14 protein-coding genes and 1 pseudogene are annotated in these 17580 nt (G+C 43.5%); 6 read left to right on the top strand and 9 right to left on the bottom strand.

Going from position 1 to position 17580, the window contains the following annotated elements; all coding sequences use genetic code 11:
* Positions 1 to 703: 703 nt before the first annotated feature.
* The 4 genes from lysA to Q1V85_RS08145 form a co-directional block, all read right to left on the bottom strand.
* Positions 704 to 1915, bottom strand: coding sequence for a diaminopimelate decarboxylase (gene lysA / locus Q1V85_RS08160; protein ID WP_300598815.1), 1212 nt, complete (start codon positions 1913 to 1915; stop codon positions 704 to 706).
* Between the two features lie 64 nt (positions 1916 to 1979).
* The gene (gene scpB, locus Q1V85_RS08155; RefSeq protein ID WP_300598813.1) at positions 1980 to 2867 is read right to left on the bottom strand and encodes an SMC-Scp complex subunit ScpB; all 888 of its coding nucleotides are present in this window, start codon (positions 2865 to 2867) and stop codon (positions 1980 to 1982) included.
* Positions 2868 to 2941: 74 nt separating this feature from the next.
* The gene (gene atpG, locus Q1V85_RS08150) at positions 2942 to 3823 is read right to left on the bottom strand and encodes an ATP synthase F1 subunit gamma (protein WP_300598811.1); all 882 of its coding nucleotides are present in this window, start codon (positions 3821 to 3823) and stop codon (positions 2942 to 2944) included.
* Positions 3824 to 3963: 140 nt separating this feature from the next.
* Positions 3964 to 4833, bottom strand: a complete 870-nt coding sequence (locus Q1V85_RS08145) for a phosphodiester glycosidase family protein (RefSeq protein ID WP_300598809.1) — start codon at positions 4831 to 4833, stop codon at positions 3964 to 3966.
* A 211-nt stretch (positions 4834 to 5044) separates the two neighbouring features.
* Between Q1V85_RS08145 and Q1V85_RS08140 the strand changes: the two genes are divergently transcribed.
* Positions 5045 to 5659, top strand: coding sequence for a hypothetical protein (locus Q1V85_RS08140; RefSeq protein ID WP_300598808.1), 615 nt, complete (start codon positions 5045 to 5047; stop codon positions 5657 to 5659).
* A 142-nt stretch (positions 5660 to 5801) separates the two neighbouring features.
* On the opposite strand, the gene Q1V85_RS08135 is transcribed toward Q1V85_RS08140, so the two are convergent.
* On the bottom strand, positions 5802 to 6842 hold the full coding sequence (locus tag Q1V85_RS08135; protein WP_300598807.1) for a hypothetical protein: 1041 nt from the start codon (positions 6840 to 6842) through the stop codon (positions 5802 to 5804).
* A 181-nt stretch (positions 6843 to 7023) separates the two neighbouring features.
* On the opposite strand from Q1V85_RS08135, the gene Q1V85_RS08130 reads away from it, so the two are divergent.
* Positions 7024 to 7623: an ankyrin repeat domain-containing protein gene (locus tag Q1V85_RS08130; protein ID WP_300598806.1), complete on the top strand. Its 600-nt coding sequence runs from the start codon at positions 7024 to 7026 to the stop codon at positions 7621 to 7623.
* A gap of 51 nt (positions 7624 to 7674) precedes the next feature.
* Positions 7675 to 8061 (top strand): hypothetical protein, encoded by a 387-nt coding sequence (locus Q1V85_RS08125; protein ID WP_300598805.1) that lies wholly within the window; start codon positions 7675 to 7677, stop codon positions 8059 to 8061.
* Between the two features lie 193 nt (positions 8062 to 8254).
* Here Q1V85_RS08125 and Q1V85_RS08120 read toward each other — a convergent pair whose 3' ends face one another.
* The 3 genes from Q1V85_RS08120 to Q1V85_RS08110 form a co-directional block, all read right to left on the bottom strand.
* Complete coding sequence (locus tag Q1V85_RS08120) at positions 8255 to 8563, bottom strand: DUF3467 domain-containing protein (protein WP_300598804.1); 309 nt, start codon at positions 8561 to 8563, stop codon at positions 8255 to 8257.
* Positions 8564 to 8844: 281 nt separating this feature from the next.
* On the bottom strand, positions 8845 to 10239 hold the full coding sequence (locus tag Q1V85_RS08115; RefSeq protein WP_300598803.1) for a SusD/RagB family nutrient-binding outer membrane lipoprotein: 1395 nt from the start codon (positions 10237 to 10239) through the stop codon (positions 8845 to 8847).
* Positions 10240 to 10292: 53 nt separating this feature from the next.
* Positions 10293 to 13568, bottom strand: coding sequence for a SusC/RagA family TonB-linked outer membrane protein (locus tag Q1V85_RS08110; protein WP_300598802.1), 3276 nt, complete (start codon positions 13566 to 13568; stop codon positions 10293 to 10295).
* 670 nt (positions 13569 to 14238) lie between these two features.
* Here Q1V85_RS08110 and Q1V85_RS08105 point away from each other — a divergent pair.
* The 3 genes from Q1V85_RS08105 to Q1V85_RS08095 all read left to right on the top strand — a co-directional run bounded on the left by Q1V85_RS08105 (position 14239) and on the right by Q1V85_RS08095 (position 16698).
* Entirely contained in the window at positions 14239 to 15612 is a 1374-nt protein-coding gene (locus Q1V85_RS08105) for a serine protease (RefSeq protein WP_300598801.1), read from the top strand.
* 308 nt (positions 15613 to 15920) lie between these two features.
* Positions 15921 to 16121, top strand: coding sequence for a hypothetical protein (locus Q1V85_RS08100; protein WP_300598800.1), 201 nt, complete (start codon positions 15921 to 15923; stop codon positions 16119 to 16121).
* Between the two features lie 4 nt (positions 16122 to 16125).
* The gene (locus Q1V85_RS08095; RefSeq protein ID WP_300598799.1) at positions 16126 to 16698 is read left to right on the top strand and encodes a transposase; all 573 of its coding nucleotides are present in this window, start codon (positions 16126 to 16128) and stop codon (positions 16696 to 16698) included.
* Here the strand turns inward: Q1V85_RS08095 and Q1V85_RS08090 are convergent.
* Positions 16688 to 17279, bottom strand: a pseudogene (locus Q1V85_RS08090) (IS481 family transposase); the annotation flags it as partial. The gene Q1V85_RS08095 and the pseudogene Q1V85_RS08090 overlap by 11 nt on opposite strands.
* Between the last annotated feature and the right edge of the window lie 301 nt (positions 17280 to 17580).

Below are 17580 nucleotides of genomic sequence, written 5' to 3'. Positions count from 1 at the left end.
GAAAAGAAGAAATAATTTATAGCTGTTTGATTATGGGACAACAATCAGATATGTTCCGCCCTTATTTAAACCAGGACAAATATGCAGTGTTTGGATGTAATAGCAGCTTTATCAATCCCGGAGGGATGCAATGACTCTAGCATCGAATCATTGAAGGATTTAACCCCCGAAAGGGTGATATACAACATTGCAAAAATTGGCACAACCCCAACTCCGATGATTCATGTCACCCCTTCGGGGTTCCTGATCTCCGGGGCTAGTTGTTATAATCATGTCATCCCTTCGGGATTTACCTGTTGCACCGCTCATGGATCAATCATTGGTCTTTCCTGCTGAATCCTGAAGAGCAGAAATGATCGGTAGCTGTTTGAGAGTGATATAATAACTCAGATGCGCTCCGCTCTTATTTAAACCAGGACAAATATGCAGTGTTTGGATGTAATAGCAGCTTTCTCAATCCCGAAGGGATGCAAGGATACTAGCATCGAATCATTGGAGATTTAAACCCCGAAGGGGTGATATACAACACCTTCATATTCCGTTCTTTTCATCCCGGCCACTATAATCACGCGCATTCTTTATGCCACTGAAACACAGAGGGCATCGGTAAAGCCGATACCCTCAAATATGTTATCAAAACCTCCGGGATTCTTTGCGCTTCCGCATCTTATGGTTAAATACGGACTTCCCTCCTCAAAAAACATCAAAGCTCCACCACTACCTGGTTACGGGTCAGATCTTCCAGTGTATCTCTTTTACGGATCAGCTGCGCTTTTCCATTACGCACAATCACTTCCGCAGGACGAAAACGGGAGTTAAAGGTAGAGGCCATTTCATAGCCATAAGCTCCGGCATTATAAAACACCAGCAGATCCCCTTCCCGTACTTCCGGCAGCGGCCGGTCCCAGGCAAACGTATCCGTTTCACAAATATTTCCCACTATCGAATAGGGCTTTGTTGCCCCATCGGGATTGCTTAGATTCTCGATCCGGTGGTAGGCATCATAAAACATCGGGCGGATCAGGTGATTGAACCCGCTGTTGATGCTTACAAAGGTAGTAGCCGCCGTTTCCTTTAAAAGGTTCACGGATGTAACCAGGTACCCGCATTCACTTACCATAAACTTACCCGGCTCAAACCAGATCTCCAGGTTGCGTGCGGCTTCATGTGCATCAAAGGCCGCCAGCACTTTTTGCGAAAGCTCCTCGATATTGATCACCGGATCACCATCTTTATATGCCACTTTAAAACCTCCGCCCAGGTCAATCGATTTCAGATCGGGAAAATGCGGAATAATATCAAATAGCACATCAATTCCTTTTATAAAAATATCCGCGTCTTTAATATCGCTTCCGGTATGAATATGCAGGTTGTGGATCCGGATATCATATTGCTTTATAAGCGCCTCTAACAGCCCCAGTTGCTCCACAGGAATACCAAATTTGCTCCGGTCGTGCCCCGTTGATATTTTAAGATTGCCGCCGGCCATAATATTCGGACGCAGCCGCACACCCACCGGATATTGGGCGCCATATTTTTCACCCAGTTTCTGAAGATTGTAAAGGCTATCGATATTCACAAACACGCCCAGCTTCAGCGCCTCTTCAATTTCAGAAAAATGGATCCCATTGCTGGTATACAGTACCCTCGAAGGCTCAAAACCCGCCTGCAGCGCCAGCTTTACCTCGTTAATAGAACTGCAATCCACATTCGCGCCCAGTTTATGAATAAAACGAAGCACACTCAGATTGGTTAATGCCTTTGCCGCATAAAATATCTTTACGCGCCCCCCATCAAAAGCGGTACGCAATCGCTGGTATTGCTTTTCAATTTTATCAGCATTATATACATATACCGGGGTTCCAAATTCCTGTGCAATCTGGATCAGCTGTTCGTTTGTTAATTGTTCGCTCATAATGGTATTTACAAAAAAAGCAGTAAAATTACTGCTACATAAAAAATAATATGCCGGGCAGCAGTTACTCTTCCTCCGGCTTCTTCGAGTTATCTTCTGTTGAATCTTCTTCGTTATTTCCTGCTTCTATATCCGTATCCGCTTCCGCATGGTCTTCTTGCTGCGATGGGGTTTCAGGTTCTGGATCTTCTTGCCCTTCTATCGTTTCTCCTTCCTGCGCTTCTTCAGATACAGCCTCTTCCTGCTGGACTTCATCAGCTGTAGCGGTGGCATCATCTGTTCCGGCGGCTTCTACCAGTTCTCCATTTTCCGCCACAACAAGCGGATGAGCTGCATCATCAACTACGGCATCCGGCACAATCGCATTTCCCTCTTCATCAACCGGCGTAGGCAGGATCTCCTGCTCTGCCAGCACTTCCTTTATTTTCGGCAGCTCTTCTGCTGAATTGATGCCAAAATAATCCATAAATGTTTTTGAGGTGGAATACACCAGGGGATGACCGGGCAGCTTTTCGTTCCGGCCGCTGATAATCACCAGTTCTTTTTCCAGCAATTTCTGAATGGCATAGTCTGCACTAACGCCCCGGATGGCTTCAATCTCGCCCTTTGTAACCGGCTGCTTATACGCAATGATCGATAAGGTTTCAAGTGCCGCCGGCGACAGGCGTTTCATAAACTTATCCCCATTGATCTGGGCAACCGTTTTATGATAATCTTTTTTGGTGAGGAATTGCCAGCCGCCACCGCTTTCACGTACTTCAAACGGGTAAAACTCCGAGTTATATTTTTCTACAACCCCTTCAATAGAGGCTTCTACCTGATCCAACGTGATCTTATCTTCCATGAACCCGAATGCGTTGTTCAGCAGGTCCGTCAACTCCAGCGGGGTAAGCGGCTTATCGCTTGCGAAGATCAGTGCTTCAATATGTGGAATCAATCCGGTTATGTCCATGATAAGCGTTTGATGTTAAAAATTTGAAATTTGAGGCTGAACATCAGACCAAAAACTTCAAATCTCAAACTTAATTATCCCTGTAAGGCTGCGGCACCGCTTACGATCTCCGTCAACTCTGTAGTGATGGCCGCCTGGCGCGCCCGGTTGTAGGAAAGTTTCAGGTTCCGCAACATTTCATTTGCGTTCTCTGATGCTTTGTCCATGGAAGTCATCCGCGCGCCGTGCTCAGAAGCGTTTGAATCCAGCACTGCCTTAAACAATTGCGTATTCAGGATCTTAGGCATCAGCTCTCCAATCAGCTCTTCTTTATTGGGATCAAAAATAAAATCTGCTTTTACAACACCTTCTTTCTTCTCCACTTTCGGGATGGGTAAGAAGGGCTCCACTGTAAAGACCTGTGTTGCCGCATTTCTAAACTGGCTGTATACGATCTCCACTGCATCAAATTGCTTCTCTTCAAAAGCCTTCATGGCTTCGGTAGCAATCTTCTGCACATTCTCAAAAGAGAGCTGCAGGAAAATATCCTTATAAGTATCATCGGTTTTATACCCGGCCTTTGTCAGCGCCTCATATCCTTTTTTACCCAGGTTCCAGATGGTTACATTGCCTTTTTCAAACTGGCGCTGGTATTTTTCGCGGATCAGGGATTTAGTCAGCTTCACTACATTTGCGTTAAACGCTCCCGCCAATCCACGATCGCTGGTAATGGCGATCACCAGTACTTTTTCAACCGGCCGTTCAGCAGCCAGTGCCATTTCGGTATCACCGTCGTTATTACTCACGATATTGCTCAGCATTTCCTGCAGCTTCTGGGCATAAGGCCGCATTTGAAGGATGGCATCCTGTGCACGACGGAATTTTGCCGCACTTACCATTTTCATTGCCTTGGTAATCTGCTGCATGCTTTGTACCGAACTGATGCGATTGCGAACCTCTTTTAACTGACCTGCCATAGTTTTCTGACTGTTTTAATGCGGAATATCCGTGATTTTAAGGCGCAAAAGTAAGCGCTAATCGCCAGATTTCCATATCTGAAAGCGGTAAATTGGACAGCTTGTGGAAAAAGGGCTGATAAATCTGCAAAACAGGCCGTTTATCTACTGTAATACAATACATTAGCTACCGCCCGCTCGCCCTCATGATCCCATTTCTTATTATCTGTCGGATGGTTGATCACTCCGCTTTTCCGGGTCCACAAAGTGGAAGAACCGCCACCATCGAAATTGATGGCAGCAGTGCAGTTTAACCAACGCATGATTTTCTGTAACTCATTCAGGCTTAAACCTGCCGCATTCGCATTCCGCCCATCGGCCACAAGGAGGATCACCTTCCCTTTTTTGGTAACGCCTACGGCTGTACGGGGATGCCGGTTCTGCGAAAAAGCCGAAGCATCCATTACTGCATCAACGGAATGCAGGGTTAATAAAGGGCCATTGGCTAAAACGGAGCTGGCAGCGATATGGTTCGTCCAGCCTGAATCATCTCCGCCCGTTACAATAGACAGTTTGCCTTTTTCGATGGCTACGGCAGATTGCTGGTGCACACTCAGTTTTCCATGCGCTCCCACAAGATTTTCACTAACCACCTGACCGTCTGTTTTCACATAATCTACCGAACCGCCGTCTTTTGTATTAAAAAAATTACCGTTCACCGCCACAATTGCGTCTCCTTCCTTAGCAAAAACGGATACCGGTTTCAACAATTTTTTTTCAGCTGCGATACGAAACCGTCGCCGCCCACCACGATTTTTTACCACCGCATAAGCAATGAACTGGTTCGATGCAAAGAGTTCTTTGTTTTCAAACTGGCGGGTAAACAGCCGGACACCGGAACCCAACCGCTCTTTTTTCCAGGCCGTTTTTACAAACCGGGCCGAATCCATATCCTGGGCAGCAGCCCATAAAAGACACATGCAACATAAAAGCATCAACACGCCCTTACGGGCCACACCAGCGGTAAACATCGTTTCAACATTTTAGGGCTACAAAAATGCAATGTTTTTGTCGCATTATTTTGATTAAAGAAAACTATAATGTACTTTTAATAAAGGGTTGTTTTACTTATAAACAGACTGTTTTTTATACACCTGCACGTATCTGTAATACGCCGGGGACGCAGCTGTTGCCGGGTATTCGGACCATCTTGTTTCTTCATCAACCATTAAACGATTGACCATGCTACAGATTGCCAGCCGCGCATTGCTGCTACCATTGCTCCTTATTGTAACGATCCTTACGCAGGGACAATCCTTAAAGACAAAACAGGAAAAAGGGTACTTCAATATCACTACCCCCGCAGAACTCCAGGTAATGTGGTCCATTGATTCGGCGATGCTGAATGAAGGCAATGCCCGGTTTAAAGCGGGGTTTGAAATGCAGACCATCAATGGTTATTTTGTAAATCCCCAGTTCTCTGTTGGCCTTGGCGTTGGGTTGCAGTTTTCGCATTATAAATATTATCCATCGGCTGCTGTAACCGATGATACGCTGCATGCTCATGGCGCGCGGGTCACTTCGCTTCCCATTTTTGCCGATTTCCGGTATTATCCCCGCAACAGCATCAATGGAACCATGTTCCTGGTGAATGCAGGCTATGCACCGGCCTTACAAACCAGCAACAAAGAGCATAAACCCTTTTTTAACGGGGGGCCCTTTCTCAAGCTGGGAGCCGCTTATAAATTTTACATCAGCGACCTGCTTTCGCTGGTTCCTTCAATCAATTTTAAAGCCCAGCGATACGGTGATCATACGGTTGCAGGCGGCACATTGGGATTGGGATTGATGTTTTAAGAGCAGGTTAGCGGCGGTCAACTATCAGCCTGGGATGGCAAAACACATATTTGGTGCCCGGTTGTGGATGCTCCTTTAAACCGCTTAAGGCACGGCACCTTCCCACGCTGGCCCAAAGCTGAAGGCTAACAGCAAACCGTCACTAGCCTTTCGTAAATCGCTTGCGCATCTGCTCCGTTTTACGACCGATTAACCAAAAGGAAAGTGCCAGGATTGCAAAAAAGATGCCTTTGTTCGTTCTGTCCCAGAAATATTCAAAATACCGGGTATAAATATTTAACAGAAAGAACAGTAATACCAGGTCGCGAAACAGCTCATCCTTTAGCTTATAGGCATATGCAATAAGACCACACAATAACAGCGTGTAACCCAAGGCCCAGGGAAAAAGGCGTCCCTGGCGGATATTACTCCATACATCATAACTCAGATTGCCGGATACGGAGAGGAACAACCCCGAAAGCAGCAGGAAGATCCAAAAGAAATAAACCGTAATTTCATAAAAAGGCGGGTGCTTCATTTGCAGCTGGCGGCGCAGGAAAACAGTTGCTGCCAGTAATACGGTACAAAAAACCGTTACCCGCAACGGGTAGTTCATACCAAGGAAATATAAATGGGCAGGGCCGGACCAGGTCCAGGTTTGAATACACCAGCTCACCACCAGTGCTAATAAGGCGCATATCCATATCAACTTCGACTGCAGATAAGTGGCTACGAAGCCATAGCTGACAGCCAGTGCGAAAACAACCAGTCCATAAAACCGGTATCCTTCTCCCAAACCCCGGGTTAAATAGGTGATGGATACGCCCAGGCTCAAAACAGTTAGTATATTAAAGCTTTCATTACTTAGAGAAGCATCGGGGTGTTTTTGTTTCCGTCTCCGGGCAAACCAGATCAGCACCGCAGAGAGCCCTAAAAAAATGCCGCCGATCAATACCTCCGAAAATGCAAAAAAACGGCGAAGCCTTTCGATCCATTTTTCGTCCAGCACAATGGCACCAAACGCAAGGATGGCGCAGGAAACCGCCGCTACAAACGCATAAAAGGTAAAAGAGCCCAGGTCGTCTTTGTATACATCAACCGCATTTCGCAGCTGCGCCGCTTTTTCTGTATCAACTACCTTTTCTGCTTCCCAGTGGTCAATAGCGTTGTGAATGACTTCTGCATCTTTTTTGGATACCCGCATCACTCAAAGATCGTAATAAATATTTTACTATGAACCGGTAGCTTTTTTAACCAAGACTTAACCAGTAAACCGGCATCCGGTTTCTGCATTTTAATCTGCAGACATTGTCTTTCCGTTTATTAAAAACAGCTTATTATTGCAGGGCAGATTTCACGTAGCGGGATCATTATATAAAAACAACATGGGTATCAACCTTTTTAAGTGCATCGACGATCATAAAACGGAGTATATTAGGGCTGCGCTTGCGGGCGGGGCCAACCTGGAAACAACCAATCCGGAAAGCCAAACCCCGTTGCTATACGCCTTATACAAAAAACAGATCGATATAGCCCTGCTGCTGATCGCACATGGCGCAAACGTAAATGCCCGGGACGCGGTGCTTTTTACCCCATTTTTGTATGCCGGTGCACAGGGATTTACCACCGTGGTAGCAGCCTGCCTGGATCATGGTGCGGATTTTAACATTTTCAACCGCTATGGAGGTACGGCGCTGATTCCGGCTGCAGAAAAAGCACACCTGGAAGTTGTACGATTGCTCGTAAACACCCCGGGATTTCCCATTGACCATGTCAATCAACTGGGCTGGACCGCCCTGTTGGAAGCCATTATCCTTGGTGAAGGCGATGAAACACATGCGCCGGTTGTGGCAGAGCTTATTGCCGGTGGCTGCAATGTAAACCTTCCTGATAAAAAGGGCGTTACCCCGCTGGCACATGCGCAGAAACTGGAATATCCCAAAATAGCGGAACTGCTTGAAGCGGCCGGAGCCATGCCGGTATAACAACCTTTTGCCTTCCCGCTGCGTCTTATAAAAGAACCAGTGTTAAAAAAAATGAAGCAGACCGGCGTTTTCCTTATATTGATGCTAGCAGCGATAACCGCAAGGGCGCAGCAAATTGAAAGCATTCATTTTCACCTGTATACAGACAGTCTGAAAAAAGGTACCTATAATTATATTAACATTGATGGCAAAATGAGCGATGGCAGCTGGTTGCCCCTTACCGACAAGGAGCTCCGGTTTACTACCGATTACGGAAAATTTGAAGGCAATAGCCTGGTATTACCGGATGCGCCCACCGTACAGAAAGTGTCTATAACAGTAGCGCTAAAGCAAAATCCTAAAATGACACAAAGCACCGTTATCTGGATCAAGCAAAAACCGGATCCTCCCCTGCCCAAATATGAATCCGATGCCCCCCGCGGCAGGAAAAGGCGATAGATTTGAAGTTCACGTTTGAAGTTCCAGGTTTCACGTCAGATCCGTTTTGCTACCTGATGCCGCGTACTATATCATCGTTTTAAGAGGCCGGATCTGCTTCAAACTTATATCCCCGGACAATGTTTTCGCTCTATGATCTGTAATCGAAGAAGCCAACCTGGAACCTGAAACTTTTAAACCTGAAACAAATTAGTTAGGCCTGCGCTGTAGGTCCGCCAAAGTTTACCGGCACCTGCATTTCATCCAGGTCCTTGATCACCCCCTGCGAAGCTTCAAATTTCTCAATATTGTCGATCAGCGCTTTCATAAAGCGTTTTGCGTGTTGCGGGGTGAATACGATCCTCGATTTTACTTTGCTTTTGGGTGTTCCCGGCATTACATTTACAAAGTCGATCACAAATTCCGCCATTGAGTGGGTGATGATCGCCAGGTTTGCATAGGTTCCTTCTGCCACTTCTTCCGAAATTTCTATATTTAACTGGTTCTGTTGTTGTTCGTTCATTTTATTTGTTTGAACGAAGGTAATAAAAGAAGTAGTATCAAAGTACTGCGTCGGTACCGGGTTTAAAATCATGTTTTTGTTAAGGAACAAAATTGAAGGAACTTTTAAATTTCCTATTTTTTATTTGGAACATATTTCTGTTAACGGCTCTCTTACTACCTTAAGCCGCGCTCTTTTGGTTTATTACGCTATGGCCAGGCAGGTGCTGCAGATCTCTATATAAAAAGGGGCCATCTTCATTTGAAGAAAGCCCCTCATAAAATTAATAAGGAAATATATCATTATTTATCCCACCAAAGCTTGCTCGTGAGCGTTCTGTTCTTAGGGGTATTGCTGTTATACCTTATTTCTTTGCTGGGATAAACCAATGCCCGGGGAATAATTCCACCGGTAACATTTCCGCTTGCCGGGGTTAACTGGGGCAAGCCAGTTCTGCGCCAATCCGTCCACACTTCCGACGATAAGAAAAGTGCAATGTATTTCTGGGTCATAATATCATTTAACGTGATGGTTGCAGCGGTCTTAGCTACTACAGCTGCATAAGCGTCATCGGCCCCTGTTCTTGCCAGGTTGGCTGCTACCGCCGTATTATAGGCATCCGCCGCTAATGATTTTGCTCCTTTTTGGAACTGGGCCTCCGCTTCAATGAATTTCAGCTCATCATAAGTCATTAAATATATAGAAGAACTGGCGGCACCATTAAAACTTCCCAGGTCTACCAACGTATCAATTTTGCCGGTTTGTTTATCTACCTTCATGGTTGTATCATAATAGATATTGTAGCGGGGATCATTTCCCAATAATTTGTAATATAAAAAATTACTGCCGTAAGCGATATCTCCCCGCTGATCATTAAACTGGAAAGTAGGATTGGAAGAGTTTACACTGGAACCGCTAAAAGGTACGATCGCATTATCTGAATTATCCTTAAACGCCAATGGCACTTCCTTTAAAACAGAATCATAATAAACCGGGGAAACCTTTGCAAGATGAATAAAACACCTGGCTTTTAGCGCATGTGCAAATCTTTTCCAATGCCCTATTTGCAAATCAATATCATTCTTTGCATTGCGATACAGGATATCCTCCTGCCCGGGTAAGGTTGCGCCTTCATCGCCAGCTTCGATCTCTGCTATGCCCCCGTTTAAAAGCGAGAAAACAGTCGCATAAATAGACTCCTGTGTATCAAATGCTGCATTTTTACTTTCGTTTCCTTTAAACGCCTGTGCATAAGGAATATCTCCCCATAAGTCTGTTGCTCTTTGAAGCAAATTGGCCATTACGATCTGCCCGATGGCGTGATAGTACTTCTGATTCAGTTCTCCTGATTTTGTAATTAGATCATAGGTATTGTTCATCAGCCCCCCATAAAATCCAAAGCTCCACATATTATCGACATCATCCGGAGAAATATTATAGATACCTGCTGAATAAGATTGATTAGCGGCACCGGTTACCTGCTGCATAAAAATAGAAGGGAAACGGGATTCATCACCACCGTATTCATACCCCGATGCAAGAAGAATCGGCGATAACAATAATGCCGGTGTGGGATTTTTAAGCTGTGTAGGATCATCATTAATCCCATCATAAAAATACTTCTTGTTACAGGCGCTTATTAAAATGACTGTAACAGTAAGAAGAATTACAGAAAGCTTTTTATTAAAATATTTCATTATTACTTGATTTAGTTTATGTAAAAGAAGTGGCTGTATTTTGGGTGCATCTTTTAGAATTTTACTTTCAGATTCACACCAAATGAAGCCGTACCTGGCATATTGAAGTAATCAATGCCCTGGGCACTGGTAGCCCCCGTCAGACTTGTTTCCGGATCGATCCCTTTGTAGGGTGTCCAGAGAATTACATTTCTCACAAAAACGCCCAGCGATGCTCCCCTTATAAACCGCCGTTGATCCAGCAGGTATGAAAAATCATATGACATACTTGCTTCCCTCAATTTGATATAAGAAGCGTCTTCTATAAAGGCTTCATTCAGGTTGCCAAAGCCGCCGCCGTTACCGCGATACCAGGCTTCGTTTAAAGGCACCTCCACTGTATTTGCAGCTCCCGGCCCTGCCACCTCATTTCCGTTTGCATCATTGTGCACCAGTTCGCCGGCATCATTTAAATGCCCCAGCACACCCTGGAATAAATACATCTTATCCCGGTTATTGGTCAAATCAGAGGTTCCGATCGCCGCAAGAGATCCCCGCGTACCATTCCACATTTTTCCTCCGTTTTTCCAATCCAGCAAAGCATAGAGGGAAAGGTTCTTATACGTAAATGTATTTCCAAATCCCATTAAGAATTTCGGATTTGTATTTCCCAGAAATTTTTGTACAGCCGGCGCTATCGGATAATACCGCGCATCGCCTTCCCTGTCATCAACAACAATATTACCATTGGCATCCCGCTCGTAGCCATAGCCAAAAATGGAAGCGGCGCCGTACCCCGCGATTTGGGCAATGGTGGTTCCGGTAAAGCCATTCAGGTCTATTTGTTGTACTCCGTCGGCCAATTTCAGAATTTTGTTTTTATAGGTACTGAAATTTACAAAAGATTCCCATTTGAAGCTGTTGGTTCTAACAGGAGTTCCCGTCAGCTGAAGTTCCAGACCTCTTGTTTCAATAGAACCTGAATTAATTACCTGGGAATTGTATCCTGTAGAGGCTGCCAGTGGAGCCGTTACAATCAAATCAGATCCCTTGGAGTAATAACCCGTTGCATCCAGGCCCAGCCTGTTTTTAAAGAACTGAAGGTTTAACCCAACTTCATAGGATGTTGTCCGCTCCGGCTTTAAATTTGGGTTGCCTAAAACTGAAACCCTTCCAAAGCCGGCAACGCCATCATTTGGATACGTAATTCCGGAAGTATACCCATCTGAAAAAGTGGCCTTGGAATAATATCCATTCAACGCAAAGGCCGGGGCATCTTTACCAACCTGGGCCGCAGACAGTCTTACTTTACCATAGCTTAGTATATTACTGTTCTGCAGATTTCCTAATTTAGAAAATACAAAACCTAAATTAGCCGACGGATAAAAAAATGACCGTTTATCCACAGGTAGCGTAGATGACCAGTCATTCCTTCCCGTTACCTCAAGGAATAAAATAGAGGCATAGTCCAGATTAAGATCAAAGTATACAGACGATCTTCTGTATGGAGTAACAAAGTTGGCCGACTTCACAACGGTGGCGTTATCCATATTATTAAAATCGGAGGATACGAGCCCATCTCCCTGCGTATACAACTCGTTTAATTTATTGGAATAGAAGTTATTTCCCACCTTACCATCAAACTTAAATGCTTCAGAGATCTTTTTTGTATATCCCAGAATCAGATCTGAATTCAGACTGGTATATGAGTACCGGTCATAGAAAATACGGCCATCGGAATACGCACTTGACCCTTTATCGTAATATTGCTGCCGGTTATCCTGGTAAATATCTGAGCCTAGACGATAAAGCGCTGTAAACCCGTTGCCGATATTATAATCCAATTGAACATTTCCAATAATACGATTAAGATCCGTAGTAAAAGGGGTCTTGTTCAAGGTCCAATACGGATTATCATAAACGCCCAATTCACCATTGAATCGATAAGCTCTTTGCAAACCTGCAAATTCGCTTCCAACGGGAAACAGGTACGCCTTTGGATCTTTTGCATCTTTAGCGCCATTTGAATTATCAAAATCGATTGGCGTCCTCGTTAACCCCAGCATAATACCGGAAGTATTGCTACCATTCTGGGGTTGGGTACTATTGCTTCGGGTGTAATTTATCGTAGAAGATGCCTTAAACTTTTCTGATATTTTCAACGATCCTGCGAAACTCAATGAATTCCGTTGAAAAGATTGCGTAGGAACGATTGAATTCTGATAAAGATTGGTATACCCCATTCTGTAAGTGGCCACTTCATTACCGCCGGAGAAGGAGATAGAATTCGTATAGGAAGGGGCCGTTCTGAAAAAACTACGCATATTATCATAAGGCACAAAAGGTATTTTCGCCCTGGGGTCAGATTTACCGACCACTTCGCCGTGTATATCAAAATCATTCGGAACGCCCGTCCAGAAAAGGGTATCAACTTTAGCGCCCCATGAATACCTGTTTGATGAAGGGTACCCCGCTATATATCGGGCTTGATCTATAAAGGATCCCTTGATCCATTGATTTTGCAGTCCGGGATAACGATTCACTTTGTCAAAAGAGAGCGTCGAATTAAATTCTACCTGCGTTCTACCAGCCTTCCCACTTTTTGTAGTAATAAGGATGGCTCCGTTTGCAGCTCCGATACCGTACAGTGCAGCGGCGGCAGGCCCTTTTAAAACGGTAACGCTTTCAATATCATTCGGGTTAATATCGGCCCCTCTGTTGGTATTTGTAGTTCCAAAAAGAACATTATTCGTTCCATCTGCCGGATCTCCTGAATAATTTTGACCATTATCTATAGGAACGCCATCGATAACAAACAAAGGCTGGTTGTCACCGGTAATGGAATTAGCGCCCCGTAATTGTATATAGGAGGCTCCGCCCGGCGTACCGGTGGAGCTGGTGATTTGTACACCCGCAACTTTCCCCGAAAGTGCCTTCAACGCATCAGTTTGCGCAGCCTTCGACAGCTCTTCGGCGTTGACGGTTTGTGCCGCATAGCCAAGATCATTTCTGTTTCTTTTAACACCAAGAGCGGTAACCACTACTTCCTGGATCACCTGTCCCTGTCCTGCACTAAGAACAATATTCATAGGATTGGCAGTTGCACTCACGCTTTGGGTTTGGAATCCTGCAGCTGACACTTCCAACAGCGCGCCTGGTTTAGCAGTAATACGGAAGTTTCCCTGCTCATCCGCAGATACGGCATTCCGGGTATTTTTTTCCGAAATAGTGGCAAAAGGAACCAGGTTGCCGGCCTCATCTTTTACAGTACCTGTAATGGGTTTTGTTTGTGCCCGGAGCAAAAAATTGCTGGCCAGCAGCAAAATGCTTAGTAATAAAGTACTTCTCATGTAATGTGTTTTTGTTAACGAATAAGTTAAACCAATTAGTAGTTTTCCAAAAAAACACTATCAAGTTAGCCACTATTAAGAATATTTTCAAAAAATATTAACAATAAATATACAAACATCAATCAGAATAAATAACAATCGTTTGTTTGCCAATATCTTATAAGATTTTTTTCCTGGCCAGACTGAGATATCAGACTCCCAAATTGACCATTTCATGTCGATCCATATGGTCGAATTGGGTCAGCTTTATTTATCATTTATGGGCATACTGCGTATTTCAGATGCTTTGAAGAAATACCACAGCAAAACATGAATGTTATGATTTCTTTCCATGAGGCAAATATTTATCGGGTTAACAAGTGCTATCTCATTGTGCTATTTCTTCATGTACCAATTGCCAGGCGAGTGCCGCATTCAGCACAAGTGTTTATTATAAACCTCAGCCAATTAAATATCAACAAATTACATACTTCAATCAAGCTTCTTTTTACCCAATCAGGACAAAATAAACAGGGCAGAACACCTGTATGCGTCGACCCCGACAAAAGGGCTTTCTCAAAAGCTTTTCGGGCTTTTTGTAGTTATAAATAATTTGCTAACACATATTAAAAATACTATTTTTATGTAGTACCAGTTTGAATAACATTTTTTTTTACCTAAAGTACAAGCCATGAAAAAAAAACATGCTTACCAAGCAATTGCTTTATTATTGCTAATTTTTGTTGGATGCCAGAAAAAGGACAAAATTCAGCTCCAGGAAACTGAAAAAGATCTTAAAAAGCCAGAAACAACCTCAATTGTTGGAGGGGATCCTATCAGTATTGATAATAGAGCTTATCAAGTTTCCTTCTCAATACACCTAAATGATGGGAATTTTACACTTGGCGGCGGGTCAATTCTTAGTCCTACTATTATAGTTACAGCAGCACATCTTTTTGATAACGCATCGATCCCCTACAACGGGACAGTCGGGGCAGGTTCAACTTCTTCTGTAGCAAGTGTAAATTTTAACGGCCAAAGTAGAAGTATTGATACAGTAGTAATTCATCCATTATGGGATGGTAATGTTAAACATCTTTATGACATTGCAATAGTGCGCCTTTCCCAACCGTTAGTTCTAGACAATGCATCTCAATCAATTAACTGTATAGCATCAAATCAGCTATCATATCAGGATGTTGGAGAAACAGTCAGCGCCTCAGGCTGGGGACATACTGGTAGTGGTGGTAATGATAGTCGGGATCAGCTACGTTGGGTACACATGAAACTCATAGGAAAAAATAGTATGTTAATTCCAGATCCATTTATGCCAAGGTCTGATAAGCTCCTTTATGCGCACAGAAATGAACCATCAATAGAGGGTATTGCAGAAGGAGATAGCGGGGGGCCCTTGACAGTCAGCATACCCGGTATAGGGGATGTTCTTGTAGGTGTAGCATCAATGTCAGGTCCTGATGGTTATGATGTGCCATCAGCCTTTACAAAAGTATCTGAGTATCTTTCCTGGATTAATTCTACCAGCCAAGCCTTAGTACCGTCCATTGTTGGCTCATCATCTTTTTGTACTTCAGGAACTTACTCTATTAGTAATTTACCTACTGGTGCAACAGTGAACTGGAGCGCGAGCACCAGTAATGTAAGCATTTCTGCAAGCAACAATACTGCTGTAGTTTCCGCTGTTGGTAATTTCAACGGTATGGTTAGTCTAACAGCTACGATAACAACAGGTCTTTCATCTTTGACCGTAAATAGAAACATCTGGATCGGACGCCCAATAATAAGTTTAGCTCAAACGCCCGCAATTGCTAATGATCCTAATATGAATTATAGAGTATCTCTCGCTGGCTCATATGCCCCATTCTCTAATGCTCAAACTTATAATTGGACAATAACAGATCAAAACAATAATATTTATACGGTACAAACCTCAACTCCATTTATAGAATTTAATGAATATGTATTTCAAGTTAAGTTAACCTTATCGAATGCCTGTGGTTCAACTACAGCCCAGAAAAAAATTCTTTTAACAAATGGAGGACTTTAGGTGTGATACAACTTCCACGGGTTATTTTGTTTTTAGCGTGCTGGTAATTCTTTTCAGCTACATTTAAGATTCTGGAAGGAATAAATTAGACTTTCGAGAACGTTTATTTTTATTCCTGACTTGTAATGGAATTTTCCAATAAAGCTTAATACCAAGAGAGTGTCACAAAAGACACTCTCTTTTTTTGGGTTATTCACACTTGTAGATAAAAACAGACTGCCGAGTTTGTACTTGTGGATGTTGTATTTGCGTTAATAAGGCATGAGTAACTCAAATGTCTTTTTAAAACGTACAATCAGCAGCAGGCCATGTTACTTCCTGCAGACCTGGAAGAGTTAATAGAAAAGACATACCCGGTACGGATCATCAATACAATAATCGATCATTTGAATATTGATGGTATAAGCAGCCAGTACAAAGGCGGAGGTACCAGTAGCTATCATCCGCGTATACTGCTCAAGGCTCTGTATATGTCTATATCTGTAACGAGTACAACAGCCGTAGAATAGAACAATGAAGCGGGATGTATATTTTATGTGGTTAACAGCCATGTCTACCCCTAATCATAACACAATCAACCGCTTTCGCTCAGACAAGCTTACGGGAGTTTTAAAAGATGTTTTTACCCAGATAGTTCAGCTACTGATATCCAGTGGCCACATAGGTTTGAAAGATATTAATTTAGATAACACAAAAATTGAAGCCAATGCAAACCATTACCCTTTTGTATGGGGAGACACTATTAAAACCAATAGGTACAAGATAGCAGCCGGCCTGAAAGGTTTATGGAATTACGCCGAGTTGGAAGCAGCTGATGAGCTTAAAGATAAACGGCTGTCAAGCTTCGCACCTATTGATCCGGCCAATGTCCAACAAATTATTGATGAGCTTAATGCAGCCCTAAAAGATAAGACTGTAGACAGGAGGGTAAAGCAAAAGCTAAATAAAGCCGGCAAGAACTGGCCGTCCAACGCTGCAAAGTATAATGAGAACGAACGGATAATGGCTGGCCGTAATTCTTACAGTAAGACGGGGTCTTCTGCCATATTCATGAGAATGAAGGAGGATCATATGATCGGAAGATGACCGCGTAAAATTCGTCCTGGGCCATCTGGTGAAAGCGCTCGCAAATACCATTACTTTGCGGATGACGGACTTTGGTTTTGCTGTGATTAATACCCTCGATCTCTAAATACAACTCATATTTATGGTGTTCAAGCCGGCCATTAAATTCTGTGCCCCGGTCACGTAAGCACACGCAGCAGCGGGATTTCCTGTTGCTCAAAAATAGAATTACCGGTCATTGAGGATATATGCTGATGTGATAGCATGTTTACTGGAAAAGAGCTTTGCAAAGGCTACTTGGCTATAAGTGTCGATAAAAGTCTGCTGGTAAATACGCCCAACGCCTTTGATGGTTCCAACATAGTAGATATCCTGAGAGCCAAGATAAGCCGGGTATTCCGTCTTTATTTCGCCATGAGCTTCCTGCTTTTCCTGCTCACGTTCCATAGCCATCATCTGAGCCTCTGTTAACACCAGGCTTTCCTGCGCCATTCGGGCCTCTAATGCGCTTAAGCGTTTTTCAAAAGTTTCTAAATCATGACGTCGCCACACGCACCGAACACCTGCTGCTGAAATAAAAATCCCTTCCGGCGCAGTTCATTAACTTAGTCTCTAAATTCATAACCTGACTTTTGGAGGCTAATTAATATATTAAGTGTGGTTACTTAAAATTAATCCCAAACTGTCAGATCAAAACTATTTCACATAAGGGGCTGTTTTTCTATTTTCTAATGTTATACCAATTAGACATTAAATTTATACTTAAAGGTTTTTAGGTAGAATTCATTTCCGCAGATTGATTTTGTAATGATTGTAGTAATGTTGTTAACGACTTGCGTTAGCCTTTGTTGTAAGTCTTCAATGTTATTGTAGGCAATCATGCTCATTCTGTCTTTTATATAG

The organism is Niabella sp. (genome assembly GCF_030150205.1).
In the GTDB taxonomy this organism is placed as follows: Bacteria; Bacteroidota; Bacteroidia; order Chitinophagales; family Chitinophagaceae; genus Niabella.
Note: the sequence above shows the minus strand (reverse complement) of the source record. Positions and strands in the feature narration are given on the sequence as shown.

Bases quoted from the DNA above. Each gene is read 5' to 3' on its own strand.
- lysA (WP_300598815.1), bottom strand. From the start codon at position 1,915: ATGAGCGAACAATTAACAAACGAACAGCTGATCCAGATTGCACAGGAA.
- scpB (WP_300598813.1), bottom strand. From the start codon at position 2,867: ATGGACATAACCGGATTGATTCCACATATTGAAGCACTGATCTTCGCA.
- atpG (WP_300598811.1), bottom strand. From the start codon at position 3,823: ATGGCAGGTCAGTTAAAAGAGGTTCGCAATCGCATCAGTTCGGTACAA.
- Q1V85_RS08145 (WP_300598809.1), bottom strand. From the start codon at position 4,833: ATGTTTACCGCTGGTGTGGCCCGTAAGGGCGTGTTGATGCTTTTATGT.
- Q1V85_RS08140 (WP_300598808.1), top strand. From the start codon at position 5,045: ATGCTACAGATTGCCAGCCGCGCATTGCTGCTACCATTGCTCCTTATT.
- Q1V85_RS08135 (WP_300598807.1), bottom strand. From the start codon at position 6,842: ATGCGGGTATCCAAAAAAGATGCAGAAGTCATTCACAACGCTATTGAC.
- Q1V85_RS08130 (WP_300598806.1), top strand. From the start codon at position 7,024: ATGGGTATCAACCTTTTTAAGTGCATCGACGATCATAAAACGGAGTAT.
- Q1V85_RS08125 (WP_300598805.1), top strand. From the start codon at position 7,675: ATGAAGCAGACCGGCGTTTTCCTTATATTGATGCTAGCAGCGATAACC.
- Q1V85_RS08120 (WP_300598804.1), bottom strand. From the start codon at position 8,563: ATGAACGAACAACAACAGAACCAGTTAAATATAGAAATTTCGGAAGAA.
- Q1V85_RS08115 (WP_300598803.1), bottom strand. From the start codon at position 10,239: ATGAAATATTTTAATAAAAAGCTTTCTGTAATTCTTCTTACTGTTACA.
- Q1V85_RS08110 (WP_300598802.1), bottom strand. From the start codon at position 13,568: ATGAGAAGTACTTTATTACTAAGCATTTTGCTGCTGGCCAGCAATTTT.
- Q1V85_RS08105 (WP_300598801.1), top strand. From the start codon at position 14,239: ATGAAAAAAAAACATGCTTACCAAGCAATTGCTTTATTATTGCTAATT.
- Q1V85_RS08100 (WP_300598800.1), top strand. From the start codon at position 15,921: ATGTTACTTCCTGCAGACCTGGAAGAGTTAATAGAAAAGACATACCCG.
- Q1V85_RS08095 (WP_300598799.1), top strand. From the start codon at position 16,126: ATGAAGCGGGATGTATATTTTATGTGGTTAACAGCCATGTCTACCCCT.